Below are 16,136 nucleotides of genomic sequence, written 5' to 3'. Positions count from 1 at the left end.
CATTCTAAAAGAGAAGCAGAATATGAAGAAGATGGCAGCATGAGGGCTTTCCTGGCCAGAGGATTGGACAAGCTGGGTTGGCGGCATGCTGGCATGGCCTGGTGCCAGCGAGGCATCCTGCTGATGTTGGTCGTGCCGTTGTTCGCATGCGGCCTGCCCCATGTGCGAGAGAGCGACAAGCCGCCTTCAACGGCGCTACGGGTGGAGGAGGTGGCGCATACCCAGCTGGGCCAGACCATGCAGCCGCTCAAGGCCGTCCATCCCGGCGAGTCGGGCATCATGCCTCTGCTCGATGCCTACAGCGCCTTTGCAGCGCGCATGTTGTTGACCCATTCCGCGCAAAAGACTCTGGATGTCCAATATTACATCTGGCGCAACGACAATACCGGCATCTTGTTCCTCGAAGCCTTGCGCAAGGCGGCGCAACGCGGCGTCCGGGTGAGGCTGTTGCTGGACGACAACGGCATTAGCGGCCGTGCATTGGATGCCAGGCTGGCCGCGCTCGACAAGCATCCCAACATCGAAGTCCGCCTGTTCAACCCTTTTCCTTTCCGTACTTTCAAACCGCTGGGCTTCTTCACGGATTTTTCGCGCCTCAACCGCCGCATGCACAACAAGTCGTTCACTGCCGACAACATGGTGACGATTATCGGCGGGCGCAATGTCGGGGATGAGTATTTCGGCGCGACGGATGGCGTGTTGTTTGCGGACCTGGACGTCATGGCGATTGGCGCCGTGGTCGACGATACTTCGCAGGATTTCGACCGCTACTGGGCCAGCGCATCGGCCTACCCCCTAAGCGTGCTGGTCCCTGCTCCCAGCAATGATGAGCTGCAAGCATTGAGTGTTGCGGCGGACAAGGCGGAAAAAACCGTCACCGGGCAAGGCTACCTCAAGGCATTGAAGGAGAGCCAGTTCATCCACGATTTCATCAAGGGCCAGCATGCATTCGACTGGGCCAAGGTGGAATTGATCAGCGATAGCCCGGACAAGATCACCGGCGATGCGAAAAGGGATGAGCTGATGGTGTTCAACCTGGCCCGCATCCTGCGCAACCCCAAGGAGAGCGTCGACCTGGTGTCTCCCTATTTCGTGCCGACCCGGACCGGGGTGGATGGCTTCTCCGCGCTGGCCAGGCGCGGCATCGATATCCGCATCCTGACCAATGCGCTCGAGTCTACCGACGTCGCCGCGGTGCATGCGGGCTATGCAAAGTGGCGCAAGCCATTGCTGCAGGCGGGTATACGGCTGTACGAAATGCGCAGCCAGGTGGCTGGAAACGGCATGGCGAAGTACCTGGGGGCATTGGGCAGTTCGGGTTCGAGTTTGCATGCCAAGACTTTCACGATTGACCGTTCACGCGTATTTATCGGTTCGTTCAATTTCGACCCGCGTTCGGCGCAGCTCAATACGGAACTTGGCTTCATGATCGAAAGCCCGGCGCTGGCCCAGCAGATGGAACAGGCATTCAAGGCGGATGTGCCCGAGAGCGCTTATGAGGTGCGGCTGGACGAAAATAACCGCTTGTATTGGCTCTCATACCAGGATGGGGTTGAGCAGCGATACAGCGTTGACCCGGGCACTACCCTGATGCAGCGTTTTTTCGTGAGGATATTGTCGATAATGCCTGTCGACTGGCTGTTGTAAAAGCATGCTGTCGAGGCAATAAAAAAGGCGGAACCGTGTCCGCCTTTGGAGAAAAATCCGGTCCGGATCAAGCCTTCTTGACCAGCGTCAGCCCGGTTCTTTTTGCCTTGAGCAATACTTCGAATACGTCGACTGCGGCAACCTTGTGCGCTTTGACTACTGCGTCAAACGCGGCGATCAATTCTGGCATGCCTTCGCTTTGACGATTCAGTTCCACTGGCTTGTTTTCCAGCGCTTCCAATTGCTCTGTGAGAGCAGAAATCTTTTGCTTCAGCTTTTCTCTTTTTGTATCAATAGTTGCCATTAGTCGGTCCTGTTTGTAGTCATGAGGAAAGAAATTCAATAAACCGTTAGTGAAGAAATACAGCAATCAGTGTGTCAAATCATCTGAATTAATTCACTTCGATTCGGCATTATATTCAAATTAATCTTAAAAATAAAATAATGAATACATCAATACAATAAAATAAAAATGATAAAAACGTTCACGCAGGGAAACTAGCCTAACGATAACGCGAAGTCATATATAAATCAGGGTAGTCAGCACTGGCTCTATATCGGAAATAGCCTGATTTATGTTAAAAAATAGAAAAAATAGTAATCGCAAATATGTCAGATAATATTGCTTATTGCTCGAGGAGTGATGTAAGTAAAAAACCTGAATCTGGCGAAGGCCGGCACTCTGCTCAATGCTGGGAATCACTGCCGCATTCCTTCAGTTTTAAATGAGACCTGTTGAGGTAGCCTGGCAAGAATTTTTTATTGAAACAGAAAAGTTATTATCCAACTCCGCATTGGAGTGGGGCAGTAAATGATCGGGAAACGGCTCTGCAATAACTAATGTTGCTTGGGATATATGGCAGGGAATATTAAGAATTTAAAACCGACGCTTGCTAAGCAGCCTTATCCGGTATGCGGTAAGGTTGCTGGGCTAAGCCCTTTTCGATAGATAGTGGTCCAAGCCGAACATGTCAGCAAACTGAATGGCAGACAAGGGCCGGGAGAAAAGATATCCCTGGCCTTCAGAGCAACCAATTTCAAGCAAGGCCTTTTGTTGTTCCGCAGTTTCAATGCCTTCCGCAATTGTATCCAGAGAAAATGCGTTGGCCATATCGATGACGGCATTGACGACGGTTTTATCCTGCTGCGACTCCAGCATGCCCTGGACAAAAGAGCGGTCAATCTTGATGCGGCTTAAAGGATAATGTTTGAGCAGGCTGAGCGACGCGTATCCTGTGCCGAAATCATCAAAGGCGATGCCGACACCGGCTTCGCGCAAGCGACGTATGGATTCGAGCGCCAACTCGTCATGTTCGAGCACGATATTTTCCGTGATTTCCAACTCCAAGGCCGAGGGCGGCAGGCCATGGCGTTCAAGCGTGGACATGACAGTCTTCGCAAGGTCGTCCACCCTAAACTGTGCGCCGAACAGGTTGACTCCCATGCGGAAATCCGCCAAGCCCTGGCGCCGCCATTGCGCCACTTGGGCGCAGGCTTCATCCAGCACCCAGTTGCCCACCGTTGCCGCCAGCGGTCCGTTTTCCAATGCAGGCAGGAAAGCGGCTGGCGACAACAGGCCGCGTTCAGGATGCCGCCAGCGGATCAGCGCCTCTGCCCCAGCCAACAATCCGTCGGACAAGCGGACCTGCGGTTGGTAGAAGAGGACGAATTCGCCGTCGTGCACTGCCCGGTGCAATTCCAGGCCGTAAAGGTGGCGCGCCACCGCCTCCATCCTGAGGGCTTGGACAAATACATAGGATTGCGCCCCGCCGAGCCGTTTGGCATGGAACAAGGCCAGGTCTGCATTGCCGATCAATTCCAGCGCTTCTTGCGCGTGTTGTGGCGCCATCGCCACGCCGCAGCTGGCGGTGATGCGAATTTCATGATGGTCGATCACAATCGCATCGACCAGCGCTTCGATCAAGGATTGCGCAATGGCCTGCGCCTCCGCAGGGTCCTCCAATTGATGCAATAACAGCGCGAATTCGTCGCCGCCGATGCGCGCTGCCAATCCGGAGCTCCCCAGCGCATGTTCCAGCCTATGGGCGATTTCGCGGAGGATGCTGTCTCCTACCGCGTGGCCCAGCGTGTCATTCACATCCTTGAAGCCATCAAGGTCGAGCATCAAGACGGCGATCGGCTTCGCTGCGACCAGGGCTTGCTCCACTTCGCGATAAAAGCGGCCGCGATTCGCCAGCCCGGTCAGCAGGTCGGTGGTGGCTAGGCGGTGCAACTCCGCCTCCTCACGCTTTTTTGCTGTGATGTCCTGCAGGTGCGCGTTGAAAATAAGCTGGCCATGTTCTTGCCAGCAGAAGAGGGAAAGCCCCAGTTCGAACTCGCTTCCGTCCTTCCGCAGGCCGTAAGCGGTTTCCGGCATGGATATGCCGTCGAAGGTGCCGGTGGTCACGGCTTGTGCGACCAGTTGATGGAAAACGGGGCGCTCCCTTTCCGGGATCAACTGATCAACGAGCAAGCCTTCGCCTTCATCCAGGCGATAGCCATGCAAGGCGGCGGCAGCCTGGTTCCAGGTCACGATTTTGCGGTGGGCGTCGAACCAGACTACTGCCGTGGGCGAGTTGCGCGCAAAATCCTCGAACGGCCGGCGGGATTGTTCCGTCGACAGCTCCAGACGGCGCAGCTCGAGGCGGTCCACTGCCATCTTGGCAAGTTCGCGCAGGCGCTCGCAATCCTCCTCGGAAAACTCCCTGGGCTGGCCGTCAATCACACATAAGGCTCCCAGCGCATGGCCTTCAGGCGAGATCAAGGGAACGCCCGCATAGAAGCGCAAGTTGGCAGGACCCATGACGAGGGGGTTGTCGTGAAAGCGCTCATCGAGATGGGAGTCGGGCACGACCATCACGTTGTGCTGGTTGATGGCATGGGCGCAGAAGGAAACGTCCCTTCTCATGTCCACATTCCCGACTCCGGTGCTGGCTGCGAAAAACACATGGTCGCTGCCAATCATGTTGATGGCGGCGACAGGCATGTTGAACATGCGTGCGGCGATTTGCACTACCGGCTCCAGTGCCGGAAGCGGCCGATCCTGGCCTAACCCATAGGTCGCCAATGCCTGCAGGCGTTCGGTTTCATCTGGCGGAATCACGGGACATTTCATCAGAAATTTCCTATAGCAGTATGAATAAAGCTGGGACCGTTAACGATTAATCTAATGATGAAGCTGGATCATATACTGGTATTGGTGCAAATCGTATTATGTAATGCAGGCGTTATGCAATACCGCCATCACGGCGCATGACGCTCCGCATGTCCGCCCTCGATTTTGATGCATGGTACGCAGCACGACAGGCCGATGCTATGAGATTTCTCATCCGCAAGAGATTTTCAGGCATGGTGTACGAGAGGTAGTGACAAGGGCAGGCTAGATATCTTGCAGCGACCGTTTCAGGTAGCTCGAGTTTTCCATCTGGTCGATGGCGCGATGGAGTTCAAGAATCAATGCCACGGCCTGATCGGCAGTGAACGCGTAGCTCGGCCCTGTGGTGGCGTCTTCCGGCTGTTGCCCCAACTCGCTCAGGTAAGCCGGGGAAAATACAATGAGGCCATTTTCCGGGATGGCGGTGGTGGTGAACGTGACGACCGGGAATAAAGGCGCTTGGTTTTCCTGCCCCATCATGTTTCCTTTCTGCATTCCGTTTGGAAATAGTTCGAACCCGGAATGGAGAAGAGGTTCAAGTGCCCATCAACGGCTGCTTTAACGCAGCAGGTTTTTCACTGCGCTGTGTATTGCGGCAATGGTGATGGGCTTGGATACGACATCGTTGAAGCCCGCCGAGTATAGTTTGTCGCGGCTGCCTTGGATGGGGATGCCGGTGACTGCAATGAGCGGTGTTGTCGCTGTCTTCTCATGCTCGCGCAGCAATCTGGCCAGCTGAAAGCCATCCATGCCGGGCATATCGATATCGGAGAGAATGAGGTCGTAGCTGTACTTGGCATTGGCGACCTGATCCAGCCCGCTCTGGCCGTCGAATGCCACGTCCACGGCATAACCCTCCAGGGTGAGCAATTGCGACAGCAATTCCGCAGAGCTCCTGTTGTCTTCGACCAGCAGGAGGTGGAGAGGGCGATCCAGCCCAGGTGTGGCCTGGCTGGTTTCCTGGGTGGCTGAATGACTCAGCGGCAAGCATATGCGAAAGCTTGCGCCCGTGCCCTTGCCTTGCGAGAGCGCTTCTACTTTGCCTTGATGCAGCTCAACAATCTGTTTGACCAGGGCTAGCCCGATGCCCAGGCCGTTGTTGATTCGCGAGGAGGAGGAGTCCTCCTGCACGAACATGTCGAAGACATACGGCAACACCTCGCCAGGAATGCCCTGGCCAGTGTCGCTCACCTTCAGCACCGCCCAATCGTCGCGCGCAGACAGGGAAATATCAATGGCGCCGCCTGCCGGCGTGAATTTCAATGCATTGGAAAGCAGGTTCCATATCACTTGTTCGATGCGGGTCGAGTCGGCATGAATGACAATGCCGGGCTGCAGCTCAAAACTTAGCGCGATGGTGTTCTGGTCGGCTTCGTCCTGGAACGAGGTAACCAGCTTCTGCACCAACGTCTCAAGATGGCATTGGCTGCATTGCAGCGCCAGCTTGCCGGTATTGATGCGCGACAGGTCCAGCAGGTCGTCCACCACGGTGGCAAGGTTTTTGACGGTACGGCTCAAGGTTTCGGCAGTGCGCTGAATAATCGGCTGAGTGTCGGCCTCGGGTAAGCGTCCCAGCAATTCGGCATTGAGCAGGATCAGGTTCAGCGGGTTGCGCAACTCATGGGAAACCACGGCGAGAAAATCATCCTTGGCCTTGTTGGCCTTGATGAGTGCCTGTTCAGCCGCTATGCGCGGGGAAATATCCTTGAACAAGAGGCCGACAGTATGCTGTTCCGGCTCGTCGATGCGAAACCCGTAAACTTCATAAAAGCGCTTTAGTGCGTCAGCCTTGTGCTCGAAACGTTCTGGCACGCCGGTTTGGTCGATGCGCGCATAAGTGTCAAACCAGAATTGCTCATGCTGGGGCGCCAGCTCGCGCATGCCTTTCCCGATGACATTGACCAGGCCCGTCTGGCTGGCAAAAGCGGCATTGGTATGCAGGAAGATATAGTCGATAGGCTTGCCGTTCGCATCGTAGACCATCTTGATGATGCACATGCCTTGATCGATGGAGTCGAAAATCTGCTGCGAGCGTATCTCGGTGAGGCTGAGCGCGCGTTCCGCGCGTGCGCGCTCCACCGTTTCCCAAGTGCGGTCGGCCGCTTTCCGCAACAGAAACGCATCACGCTCGGACCACTGCCGGGGAGCGCTTGCGTTGATCGAGAGCACCGCCATCAGTGTGGATTGCTTGATCAAGGGTACGGCAATGTAGCTTTGCACCCCGACGGAAGCATAGGCATGTCGCTCTTCTGCGCTGAGCGAGGGCTCTTGCTGGATGTCCCGCATGATGAGCGTCTCTCCGCTGCGCAGCCGCTCCACCAGGTCTTTGCCGAATCTGTCGAGCTCGAAGCTTCCATGGATTTGTGCAATGCCCGGGCGCTGATAGCAGACGTTGATCATGGCGTCGTCGACGCCGCTGATTTCGGCATAGCAGGCGCGTTCGGCCGGCATCGTCTCGCAAAGCATCTTGCAGACGCATTGCTTGATTTCTTCGGTATTGCTGAGGGGGCGTATGGAATTGCTGAGCTTGAGCAGGAACTGGTACTCCGCCCCTCCCATGGCATAGGGAGTGTGGTCACGCATGGTCGGTGCTTTCAAGGACAAGCCTTCCTCTCTGCATTGTCGGGTGTGATGCGGGCCCTGGAGTAATGAATGCCGATCAATAGCTTGGCCCTGCATTATGCCACGGCTCATCAAAAAAGAGAGTCACCGTTTCTGCCAGTCATATGGCTTGCGCAGGGGCTGGAGTCGGCGTTGGTCTTCGTGTGAGTCGTCGGGAATAGGCTGCAGTGGATTGCCAAGGCGCTCGCGATCCCCGCCTAAAGGCTCGCGGTGGCCGCTGCGCTCGTATTGTCTGATCGCCTCGACCTGCTGTCGCTGTCGCGCCTCCTCTGTGGATTCATTTACCTTTTCTGCTTGGGCGAGCATCGGCACCATCAGCACGGCAAACGCGAGTAACAGTCTCATCTATACAGCCCTCCTGGGTAAGGAGACTTATTGATCAAGCGAAAGTTTCTTTTGACGGTGACAGCCTTTTCGGGCCTTATGCTGGCTGAGGATGAGGGGTGAATGTAGGTGTCAGTCGGCTTGCTTATGGTCTCGATATGAGCCGCTAAAAGCACGCCTGCCTGTAAGAACCCTGCCTCACAAGCATTGCTCTATATGTCCAGCATGAGTCCTACAGGAGTCTGTCAGATAATTCCCGATAGTCGCGCATCTGCTTCACAAGATACGATTATTTCGCCGGTTGTCTAGCGCTGGAAGTAGGGCTCAATCTTCATCTTATAGACAATAAGCAATTAGGGCTGCAAGAAATTAGAGAGTCCGTGCTCAACGTTGGCGTAGTTTTTTGCAGGCTCGATCCCAAGCGAATATATAGAGGTCTCACGCATTGATATCCACGCCACCATCTCATCCGCCCATCCAACTGGCCCAGTCTGTCGCTGATTCGGACCGGCGGACACGGCTTTATGAGACTTTCCTCAACAACACACCTGATTTGGCCTACGTGTTCGACCTGCAATACCGTTTCATCTATGCCAATAGCGTGCTGTTGCAGATGTGGGGGAAAACCTGGGACGAGGCCATCGGCAAGACTTTTCTTGAGTTAGGTTATGAACCCTGGCACGCCGAGATGCACAACCGGGAGATTGACCAAGTCGTGGCCACCAAACAGCCTATTCGCGGCGAAGTGCCATTTAACGGTACTTTTGGCCGTCGTATCTATGATTATATTTTTGTGCCGGTCTTTGGCCCCAACGGCGAGGTCGAGGCGGTGGCCGGCCCCACCCGTGACACTACCGAGCGTAAGCAGATGGAAGAGCGCAAGGATGAATTCCTCGCCATGCTGGCGCACGAGCTGCGCAATCCGCTCGCCCCCATCAGCGCGGCGGCCCAGATGATTGCCATGCATGACGTCAGTCCGGAATGCCTGCACCGCTCGGTCGAGATCATCAACCGCCAGGTGAAGCACATGGTCGGGTTGGTCGATGACCTGCTGGACGTATCGCGGGTGACGCGCGGGCTGGTAAGCATCGACCAGCTGCCGCAGGATTTGAAGGCCGTCGTCGCCGACTCCATCGAACAAGTGCTCCCGCTGATGGAGTCCAAGCAGCAACGCTTCAGCCTGGAACTGTGCTCCGAAGAAGCCAGCATACTCGGCGATAAGAAGCGGCTGGTGCAGATAATCACCAACCTGCTGAATAATGCCGCCAAATATACCCCCGCATATGGCAGCATCAAACTGGATATGCGCCTGGAGAACGGGCAGGCCGTCATCAGGATCAGCGATAACGGAGTCGGCATTGTCGAGGGGGAGCAACTGCATATCTTCGAGCTTTTCGCCCAGACCAAACGCAATTCCGACCGCTCCCAGGGCGGGCTGGGCATCGGCCTGGCGATAGTGAGAAGCATGGTGGAGCTGCATGGGGGCGGCATAGATTGCCGCAGCGCCGGAATCGGCCATGGCTCGTGCTTTACAGTATCCCTTCCATTATTATTGCCCCAGGCGCCAGCGGCCGTGCCAGAGCAAGCAGGCCATGCCATGGCTCATCCCAGCCGAGCCCCGGTGCTGGTGGTGGACGACAACATTGATGCCGCCGACATGCTCGCAAGCCTGCTGGACCTTCAAGGCTACGACACGCTGGTCGAGCATGAACCTGTGAGCGCGATCAAACAGGCGCAAGAGCATCAGCCGCAGATATGCATCCTGGACATCGGCCTGCCTGGTATGGATGGCAACGAGCTGGCAAGGAGGCTCCGCTCCATGCCGGAAACTTCAGATGCCTTGTTGATCGCGGTCACCGGCTACGGTCAGGAGCGTGACCGCGAAACCTCGTTACAAGCGGGTTTTGACCATCATCTCGTTAAGCCGGTTGACGTTGAAAAGCTCATTACCATTCTTTCTGCCAAACCCCTGTAATTTGGGGTCTGCAAGTTTATGGAATGCAATTGAACAACCGTTTTCATTACTGGCATGGTTAGTGATGAAGACCAACATTGATACCTGTTGGTTATGGGCTTTCCAAATTTGCGCGCCAGATCTACTCATGCTGAAGCTGCCACCGGCCAGACGCATTCACCGTCCGTGACGGAAATCAAGGCGCCGGGCTTGTTTTCCATCACACAGCCGCCGGTAAAATCGCCGAAGGCAGGCAGCAAGGTCATGTCGGCCTGGTGGTAAAAACATGGCAAATTCAGGCGTTGCCGGCCTTTGCCCAGCAAACGGAAAACAGGGTGGATATGCCCGGCAAGCACATGGTGCGTGGGATGTGGGGCAGGAATGTGTTGCAAGGCGAAATCCCCGATAAGGTAAGGCTCATCCACCGTTTCAATATTCAAATCCGCTGGCGGATCGCCCGCATGCTTATCATGGTTGCCGCGAACCAGAATACATTGCATGGAGGTGTGCTGCGCGCGCCAGTGGCGTAAAGCTGCCAATGTGGCCGGTGCATGGGACTTGGGCGCATGCAGGAAGTCGCCCAGGAAAATCAGTTGCTCAGTCGGGTATGCGGAAAGCAAAACGTTCAGGCGCTGCAGGTTCCGGCTGGTGGTGCCGTGCGGTACCGGCTGGCCCAAAGCGCGATAGGCCGCTGCCTTGCCGAAATGCGCATCTGCAATCAACAGTGCTTTTTGTTGCGGCCAGTAGATGGCTTTGTCGGCCAGTATCAGCAAAGTGTTCGCGCCGATGTTTAAAGGTAGTTCATGTCTCATTGAAAATTATTTTATCGAGGCCTTATGTCACCCGCTTTTTATCGTGTTCTTTCTCAAAACCCGTGGCGCGGCTTAGGCGGAATGATCCTGGTACGTGGCTGTTCTACATTCGTTTCGTTGTCATGTGACCCTACGCTGGGCAATCCGGTTTTGCGCCTGCGTTCACGTTTTTTATATACCTTTTCCTGCACGTTGAACTTTGCCTGCGCGTTCACGGTTTCTTCCGCTACATAACCGCCAGCGCCGGCGGCCTTTTCCAGGTCGGCCACCATGCGGGCAATCCGGTCGGCCAGCTTTTCCGAACTGTTGCTTTCGCGGAAGCGTTCGACCAGCAAAGGGAAGGCAAACGGCGTCGGCCTTTTGATGTGCATCAATTGTATTTGCTTGCGGTGCAAATGTTGCAACGTAGCGGACAAGCGTGCGATTTCCAGCTCCTGTTGCAGCACTTCTTCCTGCGCTTGCGTCAGCAATAAATTATCGGGGTCGTATTTGCGGAATACATCATAAAACAGGCTGGATGAGGCCTGCACTTGCTTGGCGCTTTTGTGCGCGCCGGGAAAACCGGCGAACACCAGCCCGGAAATACGCGCGATTTCGCGGAAACGCCTTTGCGCCAGCTCGCCTGCATTCAGGCTGCCGATGACGTCAATCAACAGGTTTTCAGTGCTGAAAACATCCTGTGCAAAAATCGTTGCCCAATCCACTGGCGTAGCGGAAAGCAGTTCCAGGCCGTAATCATTGACGGCGATGGAAAACGTGCTCGGTTGGTGCTTGCCGACGCGCCAAGCCAACAAACTGGCCAAGCCCAAGTGCACGCTGCGCCCGGCGTAAGGGTAAAGGAACAAATGCCAGCCTTCGCGCGAGTGCAGCGATTCGGCCAGCAGGTTGGTATTGGTTGGCAGCGCGGACCAGTCGCTCTGCACTTGCAATAGGGGTTTGACCATCTGCATTTCCGGGCCGTCGAAATGGCCGTGCGCCGCTGCATCCATGCGCGCCACCATGGCATTGGCAAGCTCGGTGGAAAGCGGCAGGCGGCCGCCATTCCAGCGCGGCACCGCGGCTTTTTTGCCGCTCGCCTTGCGCACGAAAGCGGTCATTTCATGGACGCGCACCAGTTCCAGCAGGCGTCCGCCAAACAAGAAATGGTCGCCGGGCTTGAGCCGGGCGATAAAGCTTTCTTCCACCGAACCTAGGCTCTTGCCGGATGCGCCTTTGCTCCAGAATTTAACCACCATGCTGGAATCGCTGACGATGGTGCCGACGCTCATGCGGTGCCGCCGCGCCAGGTGCGCATCCGGCACATGCCAAACGCCGTGCTCATCGGGAATGGCGCGGCGGTAATCCGGGTAGGCGGTCAGCGATTCTCCGCCGTGCCGCACAAAAGCCAGGGCCCAGCGCCATTCTTCGTCGGTCAGGTGCCGGTAGGCGTAGCAACTGCGCACTTCCGCCAGCAAATCCTCCGCGGTAAACCCGCCGCCAAGCGCAATCGTCACCAGGTGCTGCACCAATACGTCCAATGGCTTTTGCGGTGATGTTCTTGGCTCGACATTGCGTGCGGCAATCGCATCCTGCGCGGCCACCGATTCGATCAGCTCCAGGCTATGCGTCGGCACCACGGTCAAGCGCGAAGCGCGGCCGGGCGCATGGCCGGAGCGCCCGGCGCGCTGCATCAGGCGCGCCACGCCCTTGGGCGAGCCGATCTGCAGTACGCGTTCCACCGGCAGGAAGTCCACGCCCAGGTCCAGGCTGGATGTGCAGACCACCGCCTTGAGAGTGCCTTGTTTCAGGCCGGCTTCCACCCATTCGCGTACGGTTCTATCCAATGAGCCGTGGTGCAGCGCAATCAAACCCGCCCAGTCAGGACGCGCTTCCAGCAAGGCTTGGTACCAGATCTCGCATTGCGAGCGGGTATTGGTGAAAACCAGGCTGTTGGGGCTGGCTTCGATCTGCTCGATCACCTGCGGCAACATGCGCAAACCCAGGTGGCCAGCCCAGGGGAAACGCTCAATGCCGGGCGGCAACAGGGTATCGATCAGCAGGTGCTTCTCCAGCTTGCCTTGCACCAGTACCGCATTGGATGAGTTTGGGATCAGCACTTCCATGGCATGCTGCAAATTACCCAGCGTCGCCGACAAGCCCCAGGTGATCAATTGCGGCTGCCAGCGCCGCAGCCGCGCCAAGGCCAGCTGCAGCTGCACGCCGCGCTTGTTGCCGATCAGCTCGTGCCATTCGTCCACCACCACCATTTGCAGGCTGGCAAAGGTGTCGGCGGCGTCCGGCCGCGTCAGCAGCAGCGTCAGGCTTTCCGGCGTGGTGATCAGCGCGGTCGGCAGGCGTTTGGCCTGCCTCGAACGCTCCGCGCTATTGGTGTCGCCAGTGCGTAAAGCGATGCTCCAATCGAGATTCAATTGCTCGACCGGTGCGGTCAAAGCGCGTTCTGTATCCGCGGCCAGGGCGCGCATGGGGGTGATCCACAGCACGGTCAATGGTTGGCAGGCAGGCTTACGCCTGGCTGTATTGGCAGGCTTTTCCGCAGCTGCATTGCCTGCTTTTCCTGTGGATGCGGCTGTCGATTTCTTCGAGGCGAACCGTTCGATTGCCGCCATCCACACCGCATATGTTTTGCCGGCGCCGGTAGTCGCGTGCAGCATGCCGGATTGGCCGCGGGCCACTGCTTGCCATACCTGCTCCTGGAACGGAAAAGGCTGCCATTGATGCGAGGCAAACCAGTGGCGGCTTAAATGGAAACCGCCAGGGCTGGGCGCTTCAGCCGCCTCGCTGGGCGATAAAGTCATATCCGGGACGGTTTTCAATGTCATCGCAAAGCCGCATCCTGGCTCGCAGGGCGGAAAGCCTGCGGTAGCAATTCCTGCAAGGTCTGCAGCGTGTCGGCTTCGGCCACCGGTTTATCCTGACGCCAGCGCAGCATGCGGGGGAAGCGCACGGCGATACCGCTTTTATGGCGTCCGCTTAAAGAAATGCCTTCGAAGCCCAACTCGAACACCATGGTCGGAGTTACGCTTCGCACTGGGCCGAATTTCTCGACCGTGGTCTTGCGGATAATCGCATCCACCTGGCGTATTTCGGCATCGGTCAAGCCCGAGTATGCCTTGGCAAACGGCACCAGTTTGCGATTGGGGTTGTCCTCAGGGTTGTCCCACACCGCGAAGGTATAGTCGGTATACAGGCTGGCGCGACGGCCGTGGCCGGTCTGCGCGTAAATAAGCACCGCATCCGCCGTGTAAGGGTCGATCTTCCACTTCCACCATACGCCGACATCCTTGGTGCGGCCCACGCCGTAGTGCGCATCCTTGCGTTTGAGCATAAAGCCTTCCACCCCCAGGCTGCGTGATGCCTCGCGCTGGCGATCGAGATCTTGCCAGCTTGCACCCGTGATCAAAGGCGATATTTGCAGTTGCGGCTGTTGGCATGCGCGGACAATGCTTTCCAATTGTTCACGGCGGGCGGACTGCGGGTGTTCGCGCCAGTCTGTACCCTGCCATTCCAGCAAATCGTAAGCCACAATCGCCACCGGCAGGCTGTCCAGGATTTTGGCGCTTAAGGTTTTTCGGCCGATGCGCTGTTGCAGCAAGGCAAACGGCTGCACCTGTTTTAACCCTTCTTGTCCGGAAGCGTTCCCAGCATCGTGCTTCCACACCACCAGTTCGCCGTCGATCACCGTGCCATCCGGCAAGCAATCCGCCAGCACATGTAATTCGGGAAAGCGCTCGGTCACTAGCTCTTCGCCGCGCGACCAAACCCATAGCTGGCCGTCGCGCTTCACCAGTTGCGCGCGGATGCCATCCCATTTCCATTCCACCAACCAATCTTTGGGGCTGCCAATCGTCGCTGCAAACTGCTCGGTAGGCAGCTGTAAGGGATGCGCCAGGAAAAACGGGTAGGGCTGGCCTTCGCTGCGCCCTTCGCCATCTTCGCTCACCGGCGCGATCAATTTCAGGTAATGCGCCGCAGTCGGGCGTGCTGAAAGGTCGGTATAGCCGACCAGGCGCTGGGCAATACGTTTTGCGTCTATGCCTGCCACGGCAGCCAGGGCGCGCGTGACCAGCAGGCGCGAAACGCCGACGCGGAAACTGCCGGTAATGAGCTTGATGCAGACCAGTTTGCTCCGCTTATCCAGCTGCTGTAGCAAGGGCAATAACTGCAGGGTTAATGTTTCAGGCGCCAGGCCGCGTAGCGGCAACAGTTTGGTTTCCACCCATGCGGCCAATCCCTCTTCTGAAGAATGGATGGATTCAGGCAACAGCAAGGACATGGTTTCCGCCAGGTCGCCCACTGCATGGTAGCTTTCCTCAAACAACCATTCCGGCAGGCCGGCTACCGTCAGCGTCAATTGACGCAACAGCTTGGTTGGCACTAATTGGCGCGGGCGGCCGCCAGCCAGGAAATATACCGCCCAGGCGGCATCGGCGGGCGGTGCTACCTGGAAATAATCGCGCAACGCAGCCAGTTTGGCATTGCTGCTGGTAGTGGCGTCCAGCCTGCTGTAGAGATCGGCAAAGGCTTTCAAACGGTCGCCTTTGCCATGGTCATATGGGCGCTGCCTTCAGTCTCAGGCGGCAAATCCGCTTCCGCTTCTGCCGCCTCTTCGCCGTATTCGGTGACAAATGCCTGCGCATCCAGGCCTTGTTCGCACAACCAGCGCACCATGGGGTGTATTTGTCCGTGCGTCACAAACACACGTTCAGCCCCGGTGGCCTGTATCGCAGCCTGCAAGCCGGGCCAATCGGCATGGTCGGACATGATGAAGCCGCGGTCCACGCCCCGGCGCCTGCGCGTGCCGCGCAATTGCATCCAGCCGCTGGCAAACGCATCCGAGTAATCGCCGAACCGTTTCATCCACGGCGTGCCTTGCGCAGAAGGCGGCGCCAGCACCAGGCTTTTGCCTATCTGTGATTTATCCTGCATGTCGCCGACATATTGCGTGGCAGGCAGATGGACGCCAGCTTCGCGATAAACCCGGTTTAAGGGTTCTACCGCGCCATGAACCAGGATCGGGCCGATATGCGGGTTTAACCCCGACAGTATCCTTTGCGCTTTACCGAAGGCATAGCAAAACAACACGCTGGCGCGGTTGTGATCGGCGTTGCTTTGCCACCATTGGTTGATGTCGGCAAAAATCTCGTGCTGCGGCTGCCACTGGTAAATCGGCAGGCCAAAGGTGGATTCGGTGATAAACGTGTGGCAGCGCACGCTTTCAAACGGCGCGCAGGTACCGTCGGCCTCCACTTTATAGTCGCCTGAAGCCACCCAGACCTCACCTTTGTATTCCAGGCGCACCTGGGCAGAGCCCAACACGTGGCCGGCGGGATGCAGGCTCAGCTTGACGCCATGGTGGTCGATGTTTTCCCCGTACTCTAGCGAAAGCAGATCGATATCCGCCCCCAGGCGCTTGCGCAATATACCTTCGCCCGCTGCCGCTGCCAGGTAATGCTGGTGGCCGGTGCGCGCGTGATCGCCGTGTCCGTGCGTGATCACGGCGCGCTCCACTTGGCGCCAGGGGTCGATATAAAAATCGCCGGGCGGACAATACAAGCCTTCCGGCCGCGCGATGACTAAATCCATGATCTAGTTTGTTGATTGCACATGCGGATTCGACACCACA

General features: G+C 57.0%; 11 protein-coding genes. 2 read left to right on the top strand and 9 right to left on the bottom strand.

What is annotated here, in order from left to right; genetic code table 11:
- Window positions 1-39: 39 nt before the first annotated feature.
- Window positions 40-1,647, top strand: a complete 1,608-nt coding sequence (locus ACW4YW_RS04355; RefSeq protein WP_457136438.1) for a phospholipase D-like domain-containing protein — start codon at window positions 40-42, stop codon at window positions 1,645-1,647.
- 67 nt (window positions 1,648-1,714) lie between these two features.
- Here ACW4YW_RS04355 and ACW4YW_RS04350 read toward each other — a convergent pair whose 3' ends face one another.
- The 5 genes from ACW4YW_RS04350 to ACW4YW_RS04330 all read right to left on the bottom strand — a co-directional run bounded on the left by ACW4YW_RS04350 (window position 1,715) and on the right by ACW4YW_RS04330 (window position 7,768).
- A complete protein-coding gene (locus tag ACW4YW_RS04350; protein WP_457136437.1) occupies window positions 1,715-1,951 on the bottom strand; it encodes a hypothetical protein in 237 nt (78 codons plus the stop codon).
- Window positions 1,952-2,578: 627 nt separating this feature from the next.
- The gene (locus ACW4YW_RS04345; RefSeq protein WP_457136436.1) at window positions 2,579-4,762 is read right to left on the bottom strand and encodes a putative bifunctional diguanylate cyclase/phosphodiesterase; all 2,184 of its coding nucleotides are present in this window, start codon (window positions 4,760-4,762) and stop codon (window positions 2,579-2,581) included.
- 264 nt (window positions 4,763-5,026) lie between these two features.
- Window positions 5,027-5,281, bottom strand: a complete 255-nt coding sequence (locus tag ACW4YW_RS04340) for a hypothetical protein (RefSeq protein WP_457136435.1) — start codon at window positions 5,279-5,281, stop codon at window positions 5,027-5,029.
- 78 nt (window positions 5,282-5,359) lie between these two features.
- Complete coding sequence (locus ACW4YW_RS04335; protein ID WP_457136434.1) at window positions 5,360-7,384, bottom strand: ATP-binding protein; 2,025 nt, start codon at window positions 7,382-7,384, stop codon at window positions 5,360-5,362.
- Window positions 7,385-7,507: 123 nt separating this feature from the next.
- Window positions 7,508-7,768: a hypothetical protein gene (locus ACW4YW_RS04330; protein ID WP_457136433.1), complete on the bottom strand. Its 261-nt coding sequence runs from the start codon at window positions 7,766-7,768 to the stop codon at window positions 7,508-7,510.
- A 424-nt stretch (window positions 7,769-8,192) separates the two neighbouring features.
- On the opposite strand from ACW4YW_RS04330, the gene ACW4YW_RS04325 reads away from it, so the two are divergent.
- Window positions 8,193-9,722 carry a hybrid sensor histidine kinase/response regulator gene (locus tag ACW4YW_RS04325; protein ID WP_457136432.1) on the top strand — a complete coding sequence of 510 codons (1,530 nt, stop codon included), beginning with the start codon at window positions 8,193-8,195 and terminating at the stop codon, window positions 9,720-9,722.
- 125 nt (window positions 9,723-9,847) lie between these two features.
- Here the strand turns inward: ACW4YW_RS04325 and pdeM are convergent, their stop codons facing one another.
- From pdeM to ACW4YW_RS04305, 4 genes are read right to left on the bottom strand one after another with little or no spacing between them, the layout of a single operon-like run.
- On the bottom strand, window positions 9,848-10,513 hold the full coding sequence (gene pdeM, locus ACW4YW_RS04320) for a ligase-associated DNA damage response endonuclease PdeM (RefSeq protein ID WP_457136431.1): 666 nt from the start codon (window positions 10,511-10,513) through the stop codon (window positions 9,848-9,850).
- A gap of 53 nt (window positions 10,514-10,566) precedes the next feature.
- Window positions 10,567-13,332 (bottom strand): ligase-associated DNA damage response DEXH box helicase, encoded by a 2,766-nt coding sequence (locus ACW4YW_RS04315; RefSeq protein WP_457136430.1) that lies wholly within the window; start codon window positions 13,330-13,332, stop codon window positions 10,567-10,569.
- The gene (locus ACW4YW_RS04310; protein ID WP_457136429.1) at window positions 13,329-15,041 is read right to left on the bottom strand and encodes an ATP-dependent DNA ligase; all 1,713 of its coding nucleotides are present in this window, start codon (window positions 15,039-15,041) and stop codon (window positions 13,329-13,331) included. The genes ACW4YW_RS04315 and ACW4YW_RS04310 overlap by 4 nt, the downstream gene beginning before the upstream one ends.
- Entirely contained in the window at window positions 15,038-16,096 is a 1,059-nt protein-coding gene (locus ACW4YW_RS04305) for a ligase-associated DNA damage response exonuclease (RefSeq protein ID WP_457136428.1), read from the bottom strand. The genes ACW4YW_RS04310 and ACW4YW_RS04305 overlap by 4 nt, the downstream gene beginning before the upstream one ends.
- Window positions 16,097-16,136: the final 40 nt, after the last annotated feature.

This window comes from Methylobacillus pratensis, from assembly GCF_054072455.1.
The sequence above is the reverse complement of the archived record's forward strand: the minus strand, read 5'-3'. Positions and strand labels throughout refer to the sequence as shown.

Coding starts and splice junctions, on each gene's coding strand:
- ACW4YW_RS04355 (WP_457136438.1), top strand. CDS start 40: ATGAGGGCTTTCCTGGCCAGAGGATTGGACAAGCTGGGTTGGCGGCAT.
- ACW4YW_RS04350 (WP_457136437.1), bottom strand. CDS start 1,951: ATGGCAACTATTGATACAAAAAGAGAAAAGCTGAAGCAAAAGATTTCT.
- ACW4YW_RS04345 (WP_457136436.1), bottom strand. CDS start 4,762: ATGAAATGTCCCGTGATTCCGCCAGATGAAACCGAACGCCTGCAGGCA.
- ACW4YW_RS04340 (WP_457136435.1), bottom strand. CDS start 5,281: ATGATGGGGCAGGAAAACCAAGCGCCTTTATTCCCGGTCGTCACGTTC.
- ACW4YW_RS04335 (WP_457136434.1), bottom strand. CDS start 7,384: ATGCGTGACCACACTCCCTATGCCATGGGAGGGGCGGAGTACCAGTTC.
- ACW4YW_RS04330 (WP_457136433.1), bottom strand. CDS start 7,768: ATGAGACTGTTACTCGCGTTTGCCGTGCTGATGGTGCCGATGCTCGCC.
- pdeM (WP_457136431.1), bottom strand. CDS start 10,513: ATGAGACATGAACTACCTTTAAACATCGGCGCGAACACTTTGCTGATA.
- ACW4YW_RS04315 (WP_457136430.1), bottom strand. CDS start 13,332: ATGACATTGAAAACCGTCCCGGATATGACTTTATCGCCCAGCGAGGCG.
- ACW4YW_RS04305 (WP_457136428.1), bottom strand. CDS start 16,096: ATGGATTTAGTCATCGCGCGGCCGGAAGGCTTGTATTGTCCGCCCGGC.